Consider the following 19,157-nt stretch of genomic DNA (forward strand, 5'->3'; position numbering starts at 1 on the left):
GTCGCGCGCGTGGCGCTACACGGCCTTCAGCCGCGCCAGTGGTACTGCCGCTCGGGCCGCCCGGAACCGCCGTAGCGCAGCCGGACCTCGGCCTTGCCCGCCTCGACGAAGTGTTCGAGATAGCGCCGCGCACTGGGCCGGGACAGCTTGGTCGCCCGCGCGCATTCGCTGGCCGAAAGGCCGTCCGGATGGGTGAGCAGTGCCTGCTGCACGAGTTCCGCGGTCTGCGTGGTGAGACCCTTCGGCAGCGCGCTCGCCGCGCGCGGACGGGCGCCGAACACGGCGTCCACGTCCTCCTGCCCGGCCGCCGGGCGCTGGGCGAGCCGGGCCAGCTTCGCGTGCAGGGCGCCGACGTGCTCCAGTTGTTCCCGCAGGGCGGCGAAGGAGAACGGCTTGATCAGGTAGTGCAGAGCGCCGCCGCGCATCGCGCTGCGGATCGTCTCCGCGTCCCGTGCCGCGGTGATCACCACCACGTCGGTGTCCACTGTGGAGGCATCCGCGCGCAGTTCCCTGAGCACCGCGAGGCCGTCGAGGTCGGGCAGGTAGATGTCGAGCAGCACCAGGTCGGGGCGCAGATCGCGGACGGCGCGCAACGCATCCGCGCCGGTGTGCGCGGCACCGACCACCGTGAAGCCCGGTGTGCGCTCGACGTACCCACTGTGCACGCGCGCGACCATGAAGTCGTCGTCGACGACGAGCACCCGGATCACGGCGTCACCCTCGCCGGGACGGGCTCGAATGGCAAGACGGCGGTGAACACGGCGCCTCCGGAGTTGTGCACCGCCACCGTGCCGCCCCGGCGGCGGCAGGTCTGCCGGGTCAGCGCGAGACCGAGGCCGCGCTGCCCGCCGTGCACCGCGGCCTTGGTGGTGAAGCCGTGCGTGAACACCTCGGTGACGAGCTCGGGCGCGACGCCGGGGCCCGAGTCACGCACGACCACCGACACCCTCGACGGCTCGTGCCGGATGGTGACCTCGACCCACCGGTCGCCGCCGTCGGCGCCGCGTAGCGCGTCGAGGGCGTTGTCCACCAGGTTGCCGACCACGGTCACCAGGTCGGCGGAGAGCTGCTCGTCGACGTCACCGAGGCGGCTGCCGTCGGTCAGCCGCATGCCGACGCCCTGCTCGGCTGCCAGGCTCGCCTTCGCGATCAGCAGCGCCGCCACGGCCGTGTCGCTGATCCGCCCGCTCACCCGCTCGTGCCACTCGTCGTGCGCGCGGCTGACCAGGTCGACGTAGTGCCGGGCCTCGTCGTACTCACCCAGTTCGATCAGCCCGGCGATGGTGTGCAGCCGGTTGGTGAACTCGTGGGCCTGCGCGCGCAGCGTGTCGGTCGTGCGCGAACTCGCCGCGACCTCCTCTCGCAACGTGACCAGCTCGGTGCGGTCGCGCAGGGTCACCACCGCGCCGAGCTCGCGGCCGTCGCGGGCGATCGGCATGCGGTTCATCACCAGCACCCGCCCGGCGCGCAGCACGATCTGGTCGGCGCCGTGCGCCCGCCCGGTGAGCACGTCCGGCAGCCGCGCGTTGCCGCCGAGCTCGTCCACGCTCATGCCGAGGCAGTCCTCGGGCAGCGCGAGCAGCTCCCGGGCGTGGTCGTTGGCCAGCGTGATCCGGTGCTGCTGGTCCAGGCCGAGCACGCCCTCCCTGATGCCGTGCAGCAGCGCCTCCCGGTGCTCGACCAGGCCGGTGATCTCGCGGGGCTCCAGCCCCAGCGTCTGCCGCTTGACCCGCCAGGCGAGGAACAGTGATCCGGCGATGCCCAGCACCGTGGCGATGCCGAGCAGCGCGAGCGCGTCCGTCGGCCGGTTGGCGATGCCCTCGAAGAAGCCGGGTGTCTCCTTGCCAGCCGCCACGATGCCGACGACGGAGCCGTCGTCGCCGATCACCGGCACGTGGGCGACCAGCGAGTCGCCGACGACACCGACCCAGGACCGGCCCTCCGTGACCGTGCTCTCGCCGAGCGGCAGCGCCGTGCGCAGCTGCGCGGGGTCCGGCGAGGCGAGCACGCGGCGGCGCGGGTCGGCGATGACGACCGAGTCGGCGCCGGAGAGCGTGCGAGCGCTCTCGGCGAAGATCGGCAGCGCGTCGCGGCGGAGCGGGTCGGTGAGGCTCGGCCGGACGCCCGGGGTCGCGGCGACGTTCTCCGCCACCGAAAGCAGCCGCCTGCCCTCGATGTCGGTGAAGTTCTTGCCGGACTGGATCACCGAGAACACTACGACGCAGCCGAGCAGTGCGAACACGATCGCCAGCTGCCAGCCGAGTAGTTGCCGCGCGAGCGAGCCCTTCGCGCCCATCGGGCCACTATGACACGGGTCGGGCCCGGACACGGGTGACCAAAAAGAACACAAGTACCGATACGCCCGCAACCGAGACACCCGGTGCCGCGGGAGGCACCATCACCCACCAGCCGAGGTACGAGCGAGCACAGTGAGGTGCAGGCTGGATGAGGAATCCGAAGACATGGCTTTCGGTGCTGGCGGCGGCGCTGCTGGTGCTGCTGGTCCCGCCGCTGGCGAGCTCGGGCGGCGACGAGGCGGACTCGCGGATCCGCGGTCTGCGCTTCATGGTGCCGAACACACCGGGCGGTGGCTACGACATCACCGCGCGTACGGCGGCCAAGACGATCGAGGACAACGACATCAACGGCGCCATCGAGGTGTTCAACCTGCCCGGCGCGGGCGGGACCGTCGGTCTCGGCAGGCTGGTCAACGAGCGCGGCAACGGCAGGCTCGCGATGTCGATGGGTCTCGGCGTCGTCGGGTCGGTCTACACGAACTCCGCGCCCTCGTCGTTGCAGGACACGACGCCGATCGCGCGGCTGACCGAGGAAGCCGACATCATCGTGGTCGGCAAGGACTCCCCGTACCAGGACATCAACCAGCTGCTCGACGCCTGGAAGGCCGATCCGGGTGGCGTCCCGGTGGGCGGCGGGTCATCGCCCGGTGGGCCGGATCACCTGGCGCCGATGCTGACGGCGAAGGCGATCGGCCTCTCGCCGAAGCGCGTCCGCTACGTCTCCTACGACGGTGGCGGGGAGCTGATGGCCGCGGTGCTCGGCGGCAAGGTCGGGTTCGGGGTCTCCGGGATCGGCGAGACCCGCGACCAGATCGACGCCGGTGAGCTGCGCGCACTGGCCGTGACGAGTCCCGAGCGGGTGCCCGGGATCGACGCGCCGACGCTGCAGGAGTCCGATGTGGACGTGAGCTTCACGAACTGGCGTGGTGTGGTCGCGCCGCCCGGGCTGGCCGACCGCGACCGCGAGAAGCTGATCACGATGTTCAGCAGGCTGCACGACACCGAGCAGTGGCGCGATGCGTTGCGGCGCAACGGCTGGAGCGACGCGTTCGCCACCGGTGACGAGTTCGCCGGGTTCCTGAAGTCGGAGAACGACCGGGTCGTGTCGGTGTTGAAGGAGCTGGGACTGGCATGAGCACGGACATGTCCACTGTGGATAGAAATCCCGCCGAGGCTTCGGGCGTCAGGGGCCGGCTGCGCGGGCACTCCGAACTCGGCGTCTGCGTGCTGCTGCTCGCCGTCGGCGTGCTGGTACTCACCGATGCGCTGAGCCTGCCGACCGACTTCACGCAGCGCGGACCGCTCGGACCGAAGGCGGTCCCGGTCGTGGTCGGCACCCTGCTGTTGCTGATCTCCGCGCTGCTGGCGCGGGACGTGCTGCGCGGCGGGCGGGGCGAAGCCGAGTCGGGTGAGGACGTCGACCTCTCCGCGCCGGCCGACTGGCGCACCGTGCTGCTGCTGGCCGGGGCGTTCCTGCTCAACGCGGCACTGATCGACGTGGCCGGCTTCCCGATCTCGTCGGCGCTGATGTTCTGGGGCGCGGCCTACGCGCTCGGCAGCCGCAACCCCGTGCGGGACCCGCTGGTCGCCGCCACGGTCTCGGTGGTCACGTGGGTGGCGTTCAACGAGCTGCTCGGGGTCCCGCTGCCGGGCGGTCCGCTGATGGGGGTGCTGTGACGATGGATTCGATCTCGCTGCTGCTCGACGGGTTCGCCACCGCGCTGACCCCGCAGCACCTGCTGTTCGCGGCCGTCGGGGTCGTTCTCGGCACCGCCATCGGCGTGCTGCCGGGCATCGGCCCCGCGATGGCGGTGGCGCTGCTGCTGCCGGTCACCTACGGCCTCGAGCCGACCGCCGCGTTCATCATGTTCGCCGGCATCTACTACGGCGGGATGTTCGGCGGCTCGACGACGTCGATCCTGCTCAACACGCCCGGCGAGAGCGCCTCCGTGGTCACCGCCATGGAGGGCTACCCGATGGCCAAGAGCGGCCGCGGCTCCCAGGCGCTGGCGGCCGCGGCGATCGGCAACTTCATCGGCGGCATGCTCGGCACGATCGCGCTGGTGCTGCTCGCGCCGGTCGTCGCGGCGCTGGCCGTCGACATCGGCGCGCCCGACTACTTCGCGATCATGGTGCTGGCGTTCATCGCGGTGACGTCGGTGCTCGGCAGGTCCCGGATCCGCGGGTTCGCCTCGCTGCTGATCGGCCTTTCGATCGGGCTGATCGGGCTCGACCAGCTGACCGGGCAGGCCCGGCTGACCTTCGGCTCGCTGCATCTGGCCGACGGCATCGACATCGTCATCGTCGCGGTCGGGCTGTTCGCGGTCGGCGAGTCGCTGTGGGTCGCCGCGCACCTGCGGCACAAGCCGGCCAAGCCGGTCCCGGTCGGCAGGCCGTGGCTCGGCCGGGCCGACCTGCGGCGCACCTGGCGGCCGTGGCTTCGCGGGCCCGCGATCGGGTTCCCGTTCGGCGCGATCCCGGCCGGTGGCGCCGAGGTGCCCACCTTCCTGTCCTATGTGACCGAGAAACGCTTCTCCCGGCGCAAGGACGAGTGGGGCAAGGGTGCGATCGAGGGCGTGGCCGGTCCCGAGTCGACTGCGAGCGCCTCCGCCGCGGGCACGCTGGTGACGATGCTGACGCTCGGCCTGCCGACCACCGCCGTGGCCGCGGTGATGCTGGCGGCGTTCCAGCAGTACGGCATCCAGCCGGGACCGCTGCTGTTCGAGCGCGAGTCCGCGCTGGTGTGGGGCCTGATCGCGAGCCTGTTCGTCGGGCTGGTGCTGCTGCTGCTGATCAACCTGCCGATGGCGCCGCTGTGGGCGAAGCTGCTGCGCGTCCCGCGGCCGTACCTGTACGCGGGGATCCTGTTCTTCGCCAGCGTCGGGGCGTACGCGGTGGGCGGCGAGGTGATCGACCTGCTGCTGTTGTTCCTGATCGGCGTGCTCGGCTTCGCGATGCGCCGCTACGGGCTGCCGGTGCTGCCCGCGATCATCGGTGTGATCCTCGGGCCGGCCGCCGAGCTGCAGATGCGGCGGGCACTGCAGCTCAGCGACGGCAGCCTGGTCGGGCTGGTCAACTCGCCGATGGCGGTCGTGGTCTACCTGATCGTCGCGGTGATCCTGACCTGGCCGCTGCTGCGCAGGCTCCTCCGCCGGGCTCCGGCCGAGCCGAGGGAGCACACGGGCGTCTGAGCGCGTTGTGCCTGGTCACCCCTCGTGAGTGCGCACACGAGTTAGAACACTGTTACGCACTCACGACCGGTGACCTGCGAGACGGAGGCACTCGGCGAGCAGTCGTTGCAGGTGGACGCCGCGGTGCACGTCGCACGGGTGCGCGCGGGTGCCGCTGGCGATCATGGCGGCGAAGTCGTCGAGCAGCGCGGTGTAGGAATCGCCGGCCGAGTCGGGCTCGCGGCCGAGCGTGCGGTAGCCCGGCTCGCCGTACACCGCGAACTCGACGACGGTCGGCCGGACGGGCAGCCGCAGCGACAGGCTGGCGGTACTCGTCGCACCACCGGCGTGCTCGAACAGCACGTGCCAGAGGTCCTCGCCGGTGCGGTGTGCGGCGAGGACGCCGGTGATCTCGCCGAGCGCGGCGTCGAGCAGGTCGAAGGCGTGCGGGCCGATATCGGCGAGCGCGCCTTCGGCCTGCCGCCAGGGCGAGCCGCCGTAGCGGTCACCGAGCAGGGCGCCGGAGAGCCAGCGGGCGCTACCGCCGAGCCAGCCGCCCACCTCGCCGACCCCGGCCAGCCATTCGCGCGTCCGCAACGCGTAGCGCAGGGTCAGCACCATGAGTGCGGCCACGCCGGCGTCGGCGACCGCGTCCGCGATCCGTTCGGCTCCCGCGACGTCGGCGGCCAGCGGCTTCTCCAGGATCAGGTGCTTGCCCGCTCGCGCCGCGGCAACGGCGAACTCGGCCTGTGCGGCGGGCGGCACCGCGAAGGCGACCGCGTCGACCTCCCCGAGCAACTCGTCGAACGTCGCGCACGCGCGGGCGCCGTGCTCGTCGGCGAACGTGCCGGCCACGTCCGGCCTGCGGGCCCATACCGCGCTCAGAGCCGTGCCGGGATGCTCGGTGAGGCCGGGCGCGTGCACCGTCCGTGCCCATGGGCCTGCGCCGACCAGGCCCACCCGAAGCGTGTCGTCCACGCCGGACAGCCTAGGGGCCGGGCTCACTCGTAGCTGTAGAAGCCTCGCCCGGTCTTCTTGCCGAGCAGGCCCGCGTCCACCATGCGCAGCAGCAGCGGCGGCGAGGAGTACAGCTGCTCCTTGAACTCGGCGTACATCGAGTCGGCGATCGCCTTGATGGTGTCCAGGCCGATCAGGTCGGCCAGCCGCAGCGGTCCCATCGGGTGTGCCGTGCCCTGTTCCATGCCCCGGTCGATGTCCTCGGCCGAGGCGAAGCCCGACTCGAACATGCGGATCGCGGACAGCAGGTACGGCACCAGCAGCGCGTTCACCACGAACCCGGCGCGGTCCTGCGAACGGATCACGGTCTTGCCGAGCACCCCGGTGATGTGCGCGTCCGTGCGCCGGACGGTCTCGTCGCCGGTGAGCAGCGACGGCACCAGCTCGACCAGCGGGAGCACCGGCACCGGGTTGAAGAAGTGGATGCCGACGACCTGCTGTGGCCGCTCGGTGGCCATGCCGAGCTTCATGATCGGGATGGAGGAGGTGTTGGAGGCGAGGATCGCCTCGGGGTTCTCGACCACCTTGTCCAGCGAGCGGAACACGTCGACCTTCGCCTGCTCCTGCTCGAGCACGGCCTCGACGACCAGTTCGCGGTCGGCGAACGCCTCGTGCTCGGTGGTGAAGGTGAGCCTGCCCAGTGCCGCGTCGGCGTCCTCGGTGGCCAGCTTGCCGCTGCGGACACCGCGTTGCAGCGACTTCTCGATGCGTGCCCGGCCGGCATCGAGCGCGGGCCGGTTCACCTCGGTGACCACCACGTCCAGCCCGGCCCTGGCGTGTACCTCGGCGATCCCGGAGCCCATCAGGCCCGCTCCGACCACGCCTACCCGCTGGATGTCAGGCACGACCGCTCCTCAGTGCTCGGAACGTGGAACGCGAGGGTGGCCCCGGCTCCGCCGGTGTCCACCCTCGCGTCTCCCGTTCATCTCTCAACGGCGGTAATCGTCGTACCCGTCGTCGTACGGGTCCTCGTACCGCTCCTCGTCCTCGTGGCTGTCATTCGAGGAGTTGCTCGACAGCTCACGCTGCAGCGCATCGAAATCCGTGGTGGGAACGCTGTATTTGAGCTCCCGGGCCACTTTCGTCTGCTTGGCCTTAGCTCGGCCGCGCCCCATGGCTCGACCCCCTCGCACAGGGGCGGGGCGGCCGGGGGAAATCGGCGGCCCCGCGTCGTCTCGACAACTATTTCCTAGCGACACCGTACCGTGCCGAAGGCCTCCGATGCGACGCGGCATGGTGTGCGAACCATGACAGTATTCCTGTCGGTAGGCCGAACAGACCAGCCGGTGCCCGCGATTTCGCGCCGACGTGCCACGATTCACCTGTGCTCCGACCGTTCGTGGCCTACCTCCGGGTGTACGAGCCGCTGTCGGCCTTCGGGGAGCCCCCGGACGAGCAGCTCGTGCAGGCCGCCGAGGCCGCCGAGCTCACCCGAGGGAGCGCGGGACAGCGCGAGCACCTGCTGTGGCTCAAGTCACAACTGGCCACGCCGACGCGCCTGTTGCCCGGGGACCTGCCGAACGGCAATGCGGCGCCGAGCACCAAGACCGATCTCCTGGTGCTCGACCCCGCCGACGTGCCGGTGAGCGACGCCGGGGAGGGCGAGCTCGGCCCCGGTCCGCTCATCTGCCCGCTGGAGCTGCGGGCGCGCTCGGCCGCCGCGCTCGTCGGTTTCCTGGGTGAGGCCACCCCGGCACTGCGGGCCGCGGTGCTGGAGGCCAGCGGCGTGTCCGGCGAGCACGTCCGCGCCCGTGCCTCCGCGGCGATCGCCGAGATGCGCAGACCCGCGATGCACGTGCTGTCCACGGCATGGACCGTGCCGCTGCCGTGGTTCTCCCTGGTCGAACCCGGCCAGCGCAGGCTCGTGCTCGGTACCGGGCAGCTCGACCCGGACCGGGAGCTGTCCTGGCGGGTCACGATGAGCGACGCGCGCAGGCGCATCGCCGAGGCGGCGGAGCTCGTGGAGGGCGCGCTCGGTGAGTCCAGCCCGGCCAGGGTGCTCGCCGAGACCGGACGCTGGCTGGCGAGCTTCGACGCCCGTTCGGCGGTGGAGCTGGACTACGGCGGACTGGTGCAGCTCGTCACCGACCCGATCCTGGAGACCGACACGTCGGCCGACGAGGTGCAGACGATCCTTGAGGCGCTGCGCAACGACGACGTAGAGGAGCTGGCCGAGTCGTTCCAGGAGCTGCGCGACTACTGGGGCGACATGGCCGCGCGGGAACGGTTCAACTGACCGAGCCGCCCGCCCCCCCGCTCGTGAGTGCCTACACGAGTTCTAACTCGCGTGCGCACTCACGAGTCAGCCGCAGCTCGCCTACCTGGGCGCCGCCGCCGAGCACCTCGCCGTGCCCGCGGCCGAGGCCGTCCAGCACCGAGGCGGCCGCCGGGTTGTCCGGCACGGCGCCCAGCGCGCGCAGCGCAGCGACGACCAGCGGCCTGCGCGCGCGGGCGGCGCCGTCGGCGATCTTGCAGGCCACCGCCGTGCCATCGGGAAGGGCGACCGCGTGCACGCCCTCCGCGCCGACCTTCGCCAGGAGCCCGGGCACCGCGAGCATCAACAGCGTGTCCTCGCGGCCGGTGCCCGCCACCAGCCACGGATGTGCGCGCATGGCGTCGGCGACCCGCCGCTCGGCGCCTTCGCCGGCGGCGGCCAGCCTGCCGAACGCGCGGGCGAGGCCGGTCAGCGAGTAGGCGAACAGCGGCGCCCCGCAGCCGTCCACGCCGGTGGCCGCGATCGGCTCACCGGTCAGCTCCGCCACCGTGCCGGCGATGGCCTGCTGCAGCCGGTGCCGCTCATCCAGGTAGTCGCCCGTGGACCAGCCGTTGTGCACGCAGGTGGCCAGCATCCCGGCGTGCTTGCCCGAGCAGTTCATCGCGCCGCGGCGGCTGCCGGGCCACGCGCGGATCGCGGCCAGCCTGCTCGGCTCGTGCAGCGGGTAGTCCGGCGGGCAGCGCAGGTCGTCCTCGGTGAGCCCGGCCCGGCCGAGCAGCGCCGAAACGCCCTCGACATGCGCGGACTCCCCGCTGTGTGACGCGCACACCAGCGCCAGCTCGGCGGCGTCGACCCGCAGGCCCGCGCGCAGCATGCCGAGGGCCTGCAACGGCTTCGTCGACGAGCGCGGATACACCGGCCGGTCGGTCTCGCCGATGGCGAGCCGCACGGAGCCGTCCGGGGCGGTGATCACCAGTGCGCCGTGGTGGACGCTCTCGACGACCCCGGAGCGAACGACCTCGACGAGGGCGGGCCCGGTCAATCCGCGTCGTCCCTCCGCCGCTCGCTGGCCAGCAGCTCGTCCACCGACGCCGTGCCCTGCGCGTAGCGGCCGGCGATCTCGGCGTTCAACGCGTCGACCACGGCCTGGACCTCGCGCCGGCGCATCGAGACCGACGCCTCCTGCTCGCGGTAGGTGCTCAGCGTCTCGGCCAGCTTCTCGTCGGTGAGCGAGGACACGTCCGAGAGGTCCGCGTCACCCACGAGCGCCTCGGCGCGCCGCCGGTACTCGCCCGCCCGGGACGGTTCGAGCGGCTGGTGACGGCCGGATCCCGCCGCCGGGCCGATGGCGTTGTCGGCGAGGATCGTGGCGAGCTGGTCGACGATGCTGGCCTCGCCGCCGGAGCTGCGGCGCTGCTGCTCGGCGCGGACGATGTCGATGCGGGCGTGCAGCAGGCGGCGCAGGTAGGACAGGTCCGTCTCCTCCTGGGCGGCCTCGTCCCGCCGCTCGCGCAGGTTCGCCAGCGTCAGGGTGTTCAGGTCACGCACATAGTCGGCGGCGAGGACACGGTCGATGCGACGGCGCCCGCCGGGCCGGACTTCGATCACGGGGGTCATCCTGCTCTACATCGGTCGGACACACCAGGGTGGGCACGCGACGGTACCGCAGTCACGTGATCGCTTGCCGCCGGTCCGGGCCTGAGCGCGTGTCCCCGATGCGGCGTTGGTTGCGTTGAGCGCACGCGGTGCCGCATTGGGGCGCTGTGCTGTCGCTGCTACCCCCGCAGGCGCTGCGCCGCCTCCCGGCCCGGCGCCACCCGCTCACCGGGCACCGAGTCCGGATCGATCGAAGCCTGCACCACCCGGTCCTCGGCGCCGACCAGCAGCTCGGCTTCCGTCGGCGTCGAACGCTTGACCAGCGCGAGGGCGACCGGGCCCAGCTCGTGGTGCTGCGCCACGCTGCCCACCCGGCCGACCGTCCGGTCGCCGAGCAGCACGGGATCACCCGTCTCCGGGTAGATCTCCGGCGACCCGTCGAGGTGCAGCAGCACCAGATGCCGCGGCGGCTTCCCGACGTTGTGCACCTTCGACACCGTCTCCTGCCCCCGGTAGCAGCCCTTCGCGACGTGCGCGGCCGAGCCGATCCAGTTCACCTCGTGCGGGATCGTGCGCTCGTCGGTGTCGACGTCGAGACGCGGGCGCAGCGACTCCACCCGCAGCGCGTCGAACGTCCAGATCCCGGCGGGCCGCGCACCCGCGTCGGTGAGCCTGCCCCACCATTCATCCAGCGCGGTCCTCGGCACGAGCAGGTCCACGGCGTCGTGGCCGGGCCAGGGCATGCGGCGCGCGAACCCGCCGCCGGGCAGATCGGCGACGGCATAGGGCTCGCCGGCGAGCTCGACGTCGAGGACCTTCGGGATCTCCGGGCCGAGCAGCGTGAGCACGGCCAGCTCGCCGGTGGCGTCGGTCAGCTCCACCTTGGCCCAGAACTTCATCGCCTCGAGGTACTCCAGCAGGGTCTGCTTCCCGCCCTTCGGCAGCGCACTGGTCGCCTGCGGCTGCGGATCCGAGTCCAGCCAGACGGTGCCGTCGGTGTGCGCGAGCACCATGTGCGTGTCGATCCGGCCGTGGCTGTCGAGCACGAGTGCCTCCGTGCCCGATCCCTCGGGCAAGGCGGTGACGTGCTGCGAGATCACCAGGTGCAACCACGACAGCCGCTCCTCGCCGCGGACCGCGATCACCTCCCGGTGCGATCGGTCCACGACGGTGACCCCGCGCACCGCCGTGCGTTGCTCGGCGAACGGGTCACCCCAGTGCCAGGGGATCCCGGTCTCCGGATGGCCTTCGGGCGTTGCGACCGCGCCATGGTGGTCGAGCAGCGGCGACTGGTACGTCATGTCCTCGATCGTATGTGAGTACGGTGGCCCCATGCGCGTGCTCGCCTTCCTCGACGGAACCCTGGCCGATCCCACCGCGGCCCACATCCGGGTCGACGACCTCGGATTGCTCCGCGGTGACGGCGTCTTCGAGACGGTCCTCGTCGTCGACGGCCGGCCCCGGGAGCTCGGTCCGCACCTCGACCGGCTGGCCAGGTCCGCGGCGATGCTCGACCTGCCCGAGCCGGACCGGGCGGCGTGGGAACGGGTGACGCGGCTGGTGATCGACAACTGGTCCGGCCCGTCCGAGATGGCGCTGAAGCTGGTCTACACGCGCGGCGTCGAGGACGACCCGACCGCGACACCGACCGCGTTCGCGGTGGGCAGCGAGATCAGCGACAGGTACGTGCGGGCCAGGGCCGACGGCGTCGCCGCGGTCACCCTCGACCGGGGCATCGACCCGGGGCTGGCGGACCGTGCGCCGTGGCTGCTGCTCGGCGCCAAGTCGCTGTCCTACGCCATCAACATGGCGGCCTGGCGGGAGGCCGCCCGGCGCGGCGCCGCGGACGTCATCTTCACCGGCACCGACGGCTCCGTGCTGGAAGGGCCGACCTCCAACGTGATCCTCGCGCGCGGCCGGACGCTCTACACGCCGCCGCCGTCCATCGGCATCCTGCGCGGCACCACCCAGGAGAGCGTGTTCCGGGCCGCCGAGCGGCTGGGCTGGAGCACGAAGGTCGAACCGCTGGCGGCGGCGGATCTGCCCTCGGCGGACGGCGTTTTCCTCGCCTCGTCGGTGCGCAAGCTGACCAGGGTGCACACGCTGGACGGCGAACCGTTGCCGGACTCCGCCGCGATCCACGCGGAGCTGGCGCAGGCCTACGAGGACGAGTACGCCTCGTGAGTGCGCACGCGAGTTAGAACTCGTGTGCGCACTCACGAGGGGCGTTAGCCGACGACGCGGTGCAGTAGCGCCGACGCGTGCGGCGTCATCGGCTCGCCGACCATGGCGCGTTCCTCGACGTAGCCGAGGTCGCCGTTGCCCACGATCCCGTAGAGCCGCTTCGCGGCCGTGACGTCCTTGGCGCTGACGCTGCGCACGACCGCGTCGGTGCCCAGCTCCCACGCCGTCTGCTTCGTCGGCTTGCCGTAGAACAGTTCGAGGATGCCGCTGGAGTGGGTGAGCAGCAGTTCGATCGTGTCGTCCGCCTGCGGCCGCCACCAGCCGGTCTCGCGCGCGGCGGGCCGGATCACGTTGCCGTCGGCGTCGAGCAGCCACGAGCGGGCCTCGTGGCACAGAAAAGGGCGACCGTCGTGGGAGATGGTGAGCTGCTGCGCGAACCGGAACGGGCCGTCGATCGTCGGATAGCTGATCTCACCCTCGCCGCGCCACACACCGACCAGGGGCAGCAGCGCCAGGCAGGCGTCGTTGAGGCTCGGCCCCTCGCGCAGGTTGGCCGTGTCGCCCTGGATGGGCAGGTCGTCGAGCTGTGGGATGTTGCGCCCGGCCGTGCTCTCGGCTCGCTCGGCCGCGGCGCGGATCGCCTCGTCACCGCTGGAAGTCATCGAACCCGGCACTCAGCGCTGATCGGAGTACAGCCGGTAGACGACGTAGCCACCGAACCATGTCGTGGCGACGATGGCCAGCACCAGCAGCGTCGTAAACAGAATTTCCACGGGCGAAGGATAACCCCTCCGCCCCGGACGCGGTGAAGGCCACCAGCACGGATGCCGGTGGCCTTCACTACACGAAACCGTCAGGCGACCGCGATGGCGACCTGGTGCAGCCCGGGGCCTTCGGCGCTGACCGAAGCCTCGCCGTTGCCGGAGCGGTGCAGCGCGCGCACCGTCCAGCTGCCCGGGGCGGCGTAGAACCGGAAGTCACCCTCCGCGGAGGCCTGCACCTCGCCGGCGAACTCGCCGTCGGCGTCGAGCAGCCGCACGAAGGCGCCACCGAGCGGCCCTTCGCCGCCGGTCACCTTGCCCGCGACGACGACCTGTCCGTTCGTGTCCGCGTCGGCGGCGATCGCCGTCTGCGCGGGGGCACCGCAACCGTCACTCATCACTTCGCTCCCGTCTCGACCGGCACGCCGACCAGCGAGCCGTACTCCGTCCACGAACCGTCGTAGTTCTTCACGTCCTCGAGCCCGATCAGCTCGTGCAGCGCGAACCAGGTGTGGCTGGAACGCTCGCCGATCCGGCAGTAGGCGATGGTCGGCTTCGAGGTGTCCAGACCCGCCTCCCGGTAGAGCTCGGCGAGCTCCTCGGCGGACTTGAACGTGCCGTCCTCGTTGGCCGCCTTGGACCACGGCACGTTCACCGCACTCGGGATGTGGCCGGCCCGCTGCGCGGACTCCTGCGGCAGGTGCGCCGGCGCCAGCAGCTTGCCGGAGAACTCGTCCGGCGAGCGCACGTCCACCAGGTTCTTGGTGTTGATCGCGTCCACGACCTCGTCCCGGAACGCCCGCAGGCTGAGGTCCTGGTCCTTGGCGGTGTAGTTCGTGCGCTCGCGCTTGACCTCGTCGGTGCTCAGCTCGCGGCCGTCGAGCTCCCACTTCTTGCGGCCGCCGTCGAGGAGCTTGACCTTGTCGTGGCCGTAGAGCTTGAAGTACCAGTACGCGTACGCGGCGAACCAGTTGTTGTTGCCGCCGTAGAGGACCACCAGGTCGTCGTTGCCGATGCCCTTCTCCGACAGCAGCGCCTCGAAGCCGGCCCTGTCGACGAAGTCCCGGCGGACCGGGTCCTGCAGGTCGTTCTTCCAGTCGATCTTCACCGCCCCCGGGATGTGCCCGCCGTCATAGGCGGTGGTGTCCTCGTCGACCTCGGCGAACACCACGCCGGGAGTGTTGAGGTTGTCCTCTGCCCACTGGGTGGTGACCAGGACGTCTTCACGGCTCATTGAGCGGCACTCACTTTCTCTACTCGTTTTCTCGATCGGGGGACTGTCTTCACGCTTGCCCGGCGCGTGGTGTGAACCGCCGGAGGAGCAGGTAAGCCTCGCAGCCGAGGCAGAAGTTGAACGCCGCGTTGAGGAACGCGGCGAACAGGGCGAACGCCGTCGCCACGATGCCCACCGTCGTCAGCCCGGACGCGTAACCGACCGTGCCGACGAGGGCGAACACGAAACCGACCGCCTGCGCGAACCGCAGCGGCGCCGCATCCTCACGTTCGGTGGTCGGCCGCAGCCGGGGCGCGACGAGCAGCCGGTAGAGCACCGAGTACGGGGCCGGCCGCAACCCCACGAAGGCACCGATGGCGAACACCACCGTCTGCGCCGCGAGCAGCGGCCACCAGCCGGTGACCAGCACCACGGCCAGCACCACCGTGGTCACCGCCGCGGCGAAGCGCGGGCCGCGGGGGTCGACCGCGGGACTTGCTGACATGGCACCTCCTGAGCTGGACGTCGAGCCGGAACTATCGGCACGACGAACACAGGCTGCTGCGCACGCGGCACAGATCCACCGCGCGGCGCTGCGTCAGGAGGTGAAGGGGCAGCCGGTCCACGGCGCCAAGGGTACCCAGACTCCCTGACAGTGGGAACAGCGTTCAGTCTGTGGGACGAGCGGCGCCGGCGCCGTCCTACCAGGTGGGAGGGCCGCTCAGCCGAGGTGCGGTTCGAGAGCGGCGAGCAGCTCCCCGCTCCGGGGGACGCCGCTGACGCGCAGCAACTCCTCACCGGCGCGGCCGAGCGCGAGGGTGGTCGGGGTCCGGAGCACGCCGAGTTCCTGTGCCACCTGCGGCCGGTTCGTCACGTCCAGCTCGACGTGGTGCAGCCCTTCGGTGCGCTCGGCCAGGCCGGCCAGCACCGTGCGGGCCTGCCTGCACGGCGCGCAGAAGGTGGTCGAGAGCTGGACCAGGGTCACGCTCGCCGCGGGGTCGAGGGCCTCCACGACCGGCCCCGGCAGTGTCCGTGGTGTCTGTCCGGCCCGCCCCGAACCGCGGATCCGCCCGTTGCGGGCGGCGAGCACGCCACCCGCGACCAGGCCGGCCACCAGCGTGGCGACCAGGACCCACAGACCGGTCATGGCATGTTCCTCGGCGGTGTCGGTGTCGGTGTCGGTGTCGGTGTCGTCACTGTCCCGCGGACGCCCCGGAGAAGGTCACGTTGCTGGCCTTGCCCTTGATGGTGATGGAGCCGGGATCGACCTTGACGGTCGTCGGCGTCACCGTGAAGGGCAGCTCACCGGTGTTGATGTCCGCCTCGAAGTTCGGCAGGAGCGCCTCCTGCACCTCCCGGGGAACGACCGTCGTCTCCCGGTCATTCCCGAACTGGAGCCGCTGCGGCGTGATGCGGATCGCGGTGCCGTCGAGTTCGATCATGGCGAAGGCGAAGATCTCGACCCGCTCCCCCGCGATCTGTGCCTCGCCGGAGAGCCGCACGCCCGCGGTCGAGCCCTCCTCCGAGTCCGTCGAGCCGGAGCCCGAGTCCGGGTCGCCCGTGCCGTCGGAGCCCTCGCCGCTGCGGACGTACTCCTCCGAGGCCGGTTCGATCCGCAGGTTCTCGATGTTGGTCAGCGGCTCGACGCGGGAGATGTCGCTGGCCTTCAGCGTCACCTGTCCCTCGAGGTCGCCGATGGTGATCGCCTCCATGTTGCCCGCGGTCAGGTCCGACAGCGGCGCGGTGACGTCGCGCAGGTCGGCCCGGATCGCGACGTCGCGGAGCGTGTCCTGCACCGGAACCCCCTCCGCGGAGACGGTGATGTGGTCGTACTCGCCGGACAACGCCTGGGTGGCGAACGGGAAGCCGTTGATCGTCACCGCCGGGTCGTCGGCGAGGCCGAGCTGCTCGCGGGCCTTCTGTGACACGGTGTGCTCGGCGAACGCGGCGGCGGCGAAGTCGGCACCCACGAGCAGTCCGACGAAGACCACGAGTACGACGAAGATCTTCCTCGCCCGGCGGCCTTTGCGCCGGCCGGAGGGCCGGGTTTGCCGAGTCACCACAGCGTTGCTCACAATCGCGTCCGATCTGTTACCTGGCAGGCTCTTTACCCCGTGGGACCCCGTACGACCTCGTGTGATGCCGATTTCACGGGCGAGACAGTCCGGTTTCCACCCGCTATTCTCCTTGAGGACCGGCCGGAGCTGTACGCGAGGCGATCCCAAGATATAGGGCGGTGGCCATGAGCCTGGACCTACTGGTACTCACAGCGGAGTCCGACGCCACATCGGTACTGCCCGCTCTCGACCTGCTCCCGCACACGGTCCGGGTGCGTGCTCCCGAGGTGACCGCCCTGCTCGACGCCGGTCACCGGGACGTCATCCTGCTCGACGCCCGCAGCGACCTGGCCTCCGCCAAGAGCCTGTCGCGCCTGCTCAAGGGCGCGGGCGACGACGAGGCAAGCACGCCCGTCGTCGCGGTGGTCGGCGAGGGCGGCCTCGTCGCGGTCAGTGCCGAGTGGCGCGCCGACGACATCATGCTGCCCACCGCGGGCCCGGCCGAGGTGGACGCCCGGCTGCGGCTGGCCACCACGCGTGACGGTGTCACCACGCAGGTCGACGCGGAGCTGCGGGTGGGGGATCTGGTCATCGACGAGGCGACCTACACCGCGCGCCTGCGCAAGCGCACGCTGGAGCTCACCTACAAGGAGTTCGAGCTGCTCAAGTACCTGGCGCAGCACGCGGGCCGGGTGTTCACCCGGGCCCAGCTGCTGCAGGAGGTCTGGGGCTACGATTTCTTCGGCGGTACCCGCACGGTGGACGTGCACGTGCGGCGGCTGCGCGCCAAGCTCGGCCCCGAACACGAGCAGATGATCGGCACCGTGCGCAACGTCGGTTACAAGTTCGAGCGGCCCGCCAAGGCCATCGGCCCGGTGCGGGGCGGCACGCCGCAGGCCGCGCGTCAGCCGTCCGAGGCGAACGAGTTCTCGGCCAGGTAGCGATAGTGTCGACTCATGCTCAACACGGCGTGGGTCGACGATCTGGACGATGCGCGGACCGAACGCGTGCGCGCGCTGCTGCTCGCGGCCCGGGAGACCGACGGCAGGCCCGAGGTGGAGACCACGGGTCCGCTGCCCCCCGAGTTCTCCGGTGGCAGTCACCTGCTCGCTCGCGAGGGCGATGAGCTCCTCGGCTACGCCCACCTGGACGAGCGCGGCGACGCGTTCGGCCGGAAGGTCGCCGAGCTGATCGTGCATCCCGGGCGCCGCAACAGGGGCTACGGGCGGACCCTGCTCGACGCGTTGGCCGAGCGAGTACCCACCGGGCTCCGGGTCTGGGCCCACGGCGATCACCCCGCCGCCGCGCGGCTGGCCGCGAGGGCCGGCCTCGAAAGGGCCCGCGAGCTGCTCGTCATGCGCGCCCTGGTCGGTGACGCCGACTGGCCGGAGCCGGCGCCCGCAGGCGGGGTGAGGATGCGCACGTTCGTGCCGGGCCAGGACGAGCAGGCCGTGATCGACGTCAATGCCCGGGCCTTCGACTGGCACCCCGAGCAGTCGGCGTTCAGCGTGGCGCAGCTTCGCGAGGCCGAGTCGGAGAGCTGGTTCGACCCGGACGGGTTCTTCCTGGCCGAGAACGCCGAAGGTGAGCTCGTCGGCTTCCACTGGACGAAGGTCCATCCGCCCGACCCGCATCGGTTCGGCGGGGAACCCGTCGGCGAGGTCTACGTCGTCGGCGTGGACCCGCGGGCGCAGGGCAGCGGGCTCGGCAAGGCCCTCACGCTCGCGGGCCTGCGCCACCTCCGCGCCCTCGGGCTGCGCCAGGTGATCCTCTACGTCGAGGGCGACAACGCTGCGGCCGTCGCCGTGTACCGCAAGCTGGGCTTCGAACCGTACGAGGTCGACGTCCAGTACGCGGGGCCGGATCAGCCGAAGCGGCCCGAGATGTAGTCCTCGGTCGCCTTGTTGCTCGGGGTGGAGAAGATCTTCGTGGTCTCGTCGATCTCCACCAGCTCGCCCGGCTGGCCGACGCCGCGCAGGTTGAAGAATCCGGTGACGTCACTGACCCGGGCCGCCTGCTGCATGTTGTGGGTCACGATGACGATCGTGTAGTCGGACTTGAGTTCGAGCATCAGGTCCTCGATCGCCTGCGTGGAGATGGGGTCGAGCGCAGAGCAGGGCTCGTCCATCAGCAGCACGCCCGGCTGGACCGCGATCGCCCTGGCGATACACAGCCGCTGCTGCTGCCCGCCGGAGAGGCCGGAGCCGGGCCGGTTCAGCCGGTCCTTGACCTCTTCCCACAGGTTCGCCGAGCGCAGCGAGCGCTCCACGAGTTCGTCCAGGTCGGCCTTCTTGATCCGCGTGCTGTTCAGGCGCAGCCCGGCCGCGACGTTCTCGTAGATGGACATCGTCGGGAACGGGTTGGGCCGCTGGAAGACCATGCCGATCTCCCTGCGGACGCTCACCGGGTCCACGCCGGGACCGTAGAGGTCCTCGTCGTCCATGAAGATCTTGCCGTCGACCCGGGCGTTGGGCACCAGCTCGTGCATCCGGTTGAGCGTGCGCAGGAACGTCGACTTTCCGCAGCCGGACGGGCCGATCAGTGCGGTGATCGACCGCGGCTGGATCGTCATCGACACGCCCTGCACGGCGAGGAACTTGTCGTAGTAGATGTCGAGGTCCTTGACCTCGATGCGCTTGGCCACAGT

Annotated in this window: 22 protein-coding genes; 7 read left to right on the forward strand and 15 right to left on the reverse strand. The window is 71.3% G+C overall.

Translation table 11 applies throughout. The annotated features are described in order from the left end of the window. Nucleotides 1-26: 26 nt before the first annotated feature. Together JAP66_RS01490 and JAP66_RS01495 are read right to left on the reverse strand one after the other, a co-directional pair. Nucleotides 27-710, reverse strand: coding sequence for a response regulator (locus JAP66_RS01490; RefSeq protein ID WP_199429426.1), 684 nt, complete (start codon nucleotides 708-710; stop codon nucleotides 27-29). Further along, the gene (locus tag JAP66_RS01495) at nucleotides 707-2,296 is read right to left on the reverse strand and encodes a sensor histidine kinase (RefSeq protein ID WP_199429428.1); all 1,590 of its coding nucleotides are present in this window, start codon (nucleotides 2,294-2,296) and stop codon (nucleotides 707-709) included. Before JAP66_RS01495 ends, JAP66_RS01490 begins: the two co-directional genes overlap by 4 nt. Nucleotides 2,297-2,445: 149 nt before the next feature. On the opposite strand from JAP66_RS01495, the gene JAP66_RS01500 reads away from it, so the two are divergent. Genes JAP66_RS01500 through JAP66_RS01510 form a run of 3 tightly spaced genes read left to right on the forward strand, consistent with a single transcriptional unit; the run spans nucleotide 2,446 to nucleotide 5,488 of the window. Next, a complete protein-coding gene (locus tag JAP66_RS01500; protein ID WP_199429430.1) occupies nucleotides 2,446-3,432 on the forward strand; it encodes a Bug family tripartite tricarboxylate transporter substrate binding protein in 987 nt (328 codons plus the stop codon). Between the two features lie 8 nt (nucleotides 3,433-3,440). Beyond that, nucleotides 3,441-3,974 carry a tripartite tricarboxylate transporter TctB family protein gene (locus tag JAP66_RS01505; RefSeq protein WP_235998698.1) on the forward strand — a complete coding sequence of 178 codons (534 nt, stop codon included), beginning with the start codon at nucleotides 3,441-3,443 and terminating at the stop codon, nucleotides 3,972-3,974. Between the two features lie 2 nt (nucleotides 3,975-3,976). Continuing rightward, nucleotides 3,977-5,488: a tripartite tricarboxylate transporter permease gene (locus tag JAP66_RS01510; RefSeq protein WP_199429435.1), complete on the forward strand. Its 1,512-nt coding sequence runs from the start codon at nucleotides 3,977-3,979 to the stop codon at nucleotides 5,486-5,488. Nucleotides 5,489-5,548: 60 nt separating this feature from the next. Here JAP66_RS01510 and JAP66_RS01515 read toward each other — a convergent pair whose 3' ends face one another. The 3 genes from JAP66_RS01515 to JAP66_RS01525 all read right to left on the reverse strand — a co-directional run bounded on the left by JAP66_RS01515 (nucleotide 5,549) and on the right by JAP66_RS01525 (nucleotide 7,599). Next, nucleotides 5,549-6,445, reverse strand: coding sequence for a Gfo/Idh/MocA family protein (locus tag JAP66_RS01515; protein WP_199429437.1), 897 nt, complete (start codon nucleotides 6,443-6,445; stop codon nucleotides 5,549-5,551). Nucleotides 6,446-6,468: 23 nt separating this feature from the next. Next, the gene (locus tag JAP66_RS01520) at nucleotides 6,469-7,329 is read right to left on the reverse strand and encodes a 3-hydroxybutyryl-CoA dehydrogenase (protein WP_199429439.1); all 861 of its coding nucleotides are present in this window, start codon (nucleotides 7,327-7,329) and stop codon (nucleotides 6,469-6,471) included. Nucleotides 7,330-7,413: 84 nt separating this feature from the next. Further along, nucleotides 7,414-7,599: a DUF3073 domain-containing protein gene (locus JAP66_RS01525; protein ID WP_199429441.1), complete on the reverse strand. Its 186-nt coding sequence runs from the start codon at nucleotides 7,597-7,599 to the stop codon at nucleotides 7,414-7,416. A gap of 209 nt (nucleotides 7,600-7,808) precedes the next feature. On the opposite strand from JAP66_RS01525, the gene JAP66_RS01530 reads away from it, so the two are divergent. Continuing rightward, nucleotides 7,809-8,720 (forward strand): DUF8083 family protein, encoded by a 912-nt coding sequence (locus JAP66_RS01530; RefSeq protein WP_199429443.1) that lies wholly within the window; start codon nucleotides 7,809-7,811, stop codon nucleotides 8,718-8,720. Nucleotides 8,721-8,751: 31 nt separating this feature from the next. Here the strand turns inward: JAP66_RS01530 and JAP66_RS01535 are convergent, their stop codons facing one another. The 3 genes from JAP66_RS01535 to ygfZ form a co-directional block, all read right to left on the reverse strand. Further along, nucleotides 8,752-9,741 (reverse strand): asparaginase, encoded by a 990-nt coding sequence (locus JAP66_RS01535; RefSeq protein WP_199429445.1) that lies wholly within the window; start codon nucleotides 9,739-9,741, stop codon nucleotides 8,752-8,754. Beyond that, nucleotides 9,738-10,307, reverse strand: a complete 570-nt coding sequence (locus tag JAP66_RS01540; RefSeq protein WP_199429447.1) for an RsiG family protein — start codon at nucleotides 10,305-10,307, stop codon at nucleotides 9,738-9,740. Before JAP66_RS01540 ends, JAP66_RS01535 begins: the two co-directional genes overlap by 4 nt. Nucleotides 10,308-10,474: 167 nt before the next feature. Then, nucleotides 10,475-11,596: a CAF17-like 4Fe-4S cluster assembly/insertion protein YgfZ gene (ygfZ, locus tag JAP66_RS01545; protein ID WP_199429449.1), complete on the reverse strand. Its 1,122-nt coding sequence runs from the start codon at nucleotides 11,594-11,596 to the stop codon at nucleotides 10,475-10,477. A 31-nt stretch (nucleotides 11,597-11,627) separates the two neighbouring features. Between ygfZ and JAP66_RS01550 the strand changes: the two genes are divergently transcribed. Beyond that, the gene (locus JAP66_RS01550) at nucleotides 11,628-12,479 is read left to right on the forward strand and encodes an aminodeoxychorismate lyase (RefSeq protein ID WP_199429451.1); all 852 of its coding nucleotides are present in this window, start codon (nucleotides 11,628-11,630) and stop codon (nucleotides 12,477-12,479) included. Between the two features lie 44 nt (nucleotides 12,480-12,523). Here JAP66_RS01550 and JAP66_RS01555 read toward each other — a convergent pair whose 3' ends face one another. The 6 genes from JAP66_RS01555 to JAP66_RS01580 all read right to left on the reverse strand — a co-directional run bounded on the left by JAP66_RS01555 (nucleotide 12,524) and on the right by JAP66_RS01580 (nucleotide 16,513). After that, on the reverse strand, nucleotides 12,524-13,141 hold the full coding sequence (locus JAP66_RS01555) for a heme-binding beta-barrel domain-containing protein (protein WP_199429453.1): 618 nt from the start codon (nucleotides 13,139-13,141) through the stop codon (nucleotides 12,524-12,526). 191 nt (nucleotides 13,142-13,332) lie between these two features. Continuing rightward, nucleotides 13,333-13,638 (reverse strand): DUF1416 domain-containing protein, encoded by a 306-nt coding sequence (locus tag JAP66_RS01560; protein WP_199429455.1) that lies wholly within the window; start codon nucleotides 13,636-13,638, stop codon nucleotides 13,333-13,335. Further along, nucleotides 13,638-14,474, reverse strand: coding sequence for a sulfurtransferase (locus tag JAP66_RS01565; RefSeq protein WP_199429457.1), 837 nt, complete (start codon nucleotides 14,472-14,474; stop codon nucleotides 13,638-13,640). The genes JAP66_RS01560 and JAP66_RS01565 overlap by 1 nt, the downstream gene beginning before the upstream one ends. A gap of 49 nt (nucleotides 14,475-14,523) precedes the next feature. After that, nucleotides 14,524-14,958 (reverse strand): DUF4395 domain-containing protein, encoded by a 435-nt coding sequence (locus JAP66_RS01570; protein ID WP_199429459.1) that lies wholly within the window; start codon nucleotides 14,956-14,958, stop codon nucleotides 14,524-14,526. A 216-nt stretch (nucleotides 14,959-15,174) separates the two neighbouring features. Continuing rightward, nucleotides 15,175-15,600 (reverse strand): thioredoxin family protein, encoded by a 426-nt coding sequence (locus JAP66_RS01575; RefSeq protein ID WP_199429461.1) that lies wholly within the window; start codon nucleotides 15,598-15,600, stop codon nucleotides 15,175-15,177. Nucleotides 15,601-15,646: 46 nt separating this feature from the next. Then, nucleotides 15,647-16,513 carry an LmeA family phospholipid-binding protein gene (locus JAP66_RS01580; RefSeq protein WP_199429463.1) on the reverse strand — a complete coding sequence of 289 codons (867 nt, stop codon included), beginning with the start codon at nucleotides 16,511-16,513 and terminating at the stop codon, nucleotides 15,647-15,649. 182 nt (nucleotides 16,514-16,695) lie between these two features. On the opposite strand from JAP66_RS01580, the gene JAP66_RS01585 reads away from it, so the two are divergent. Beyond that, nucleotides 16,696-17,451 carry a winged helix-turn-helix transcriptional regulator gene (locus tag JAP66_RS01585; protein WP_199429471.1) on the forward strand — a complete coding sequence of 252 codons (756 nt, stop codon included), beginning with the start codon at nucleotides 16,696-16,698 and terminating at the stop codon, nucleotides 17,449-17,451. A 15-nt stretch (nucleotides 17,452-17,466) separates the two neighbouring features. Next, entirely contained in the window at nucleotides 17,467-18,399 is a 933-nt protein-coding gene (gene mshD, locus JAP66_RS01590) for a mycothiol synthase (protein ID WP_199429473.1), read from the forward strand. On the opposite strand, the gene pstB is transcribed toward mshD, so the two are convergent. Continuing rightward, nucleotides 18,375-19,154 (reverse strand): phosphate ABC transporter ATP-binding protein PstB, encoded by a 780-nt coding sequence (pstB, locus tag JAP66_RS01595; RefSeq protein WP_199429475.1) that lies wholly within the window; start codon nucleotides 19,152-19,154, stop codon nucleotides 18,375-18,377. The two genes, mshD and pstB, sit on opposite strands and share 25 nt — an antisense overlap. Between the last annotated feature and the right edge of the window lie 3 nt (nucleotides 19,155-19,157).

The sequence above is a fragment of the Qaidamihabitans albus genome (assembly GCF_016464705.1).
In the GTDB taxonomy this organism is placed as follows: Bacteria; Actinomycetota; Actinomycetes; order Mycobacteriales; family Pseudonocardiaceae; genus Qaidamihabitans; species Qaidamihabitans albus.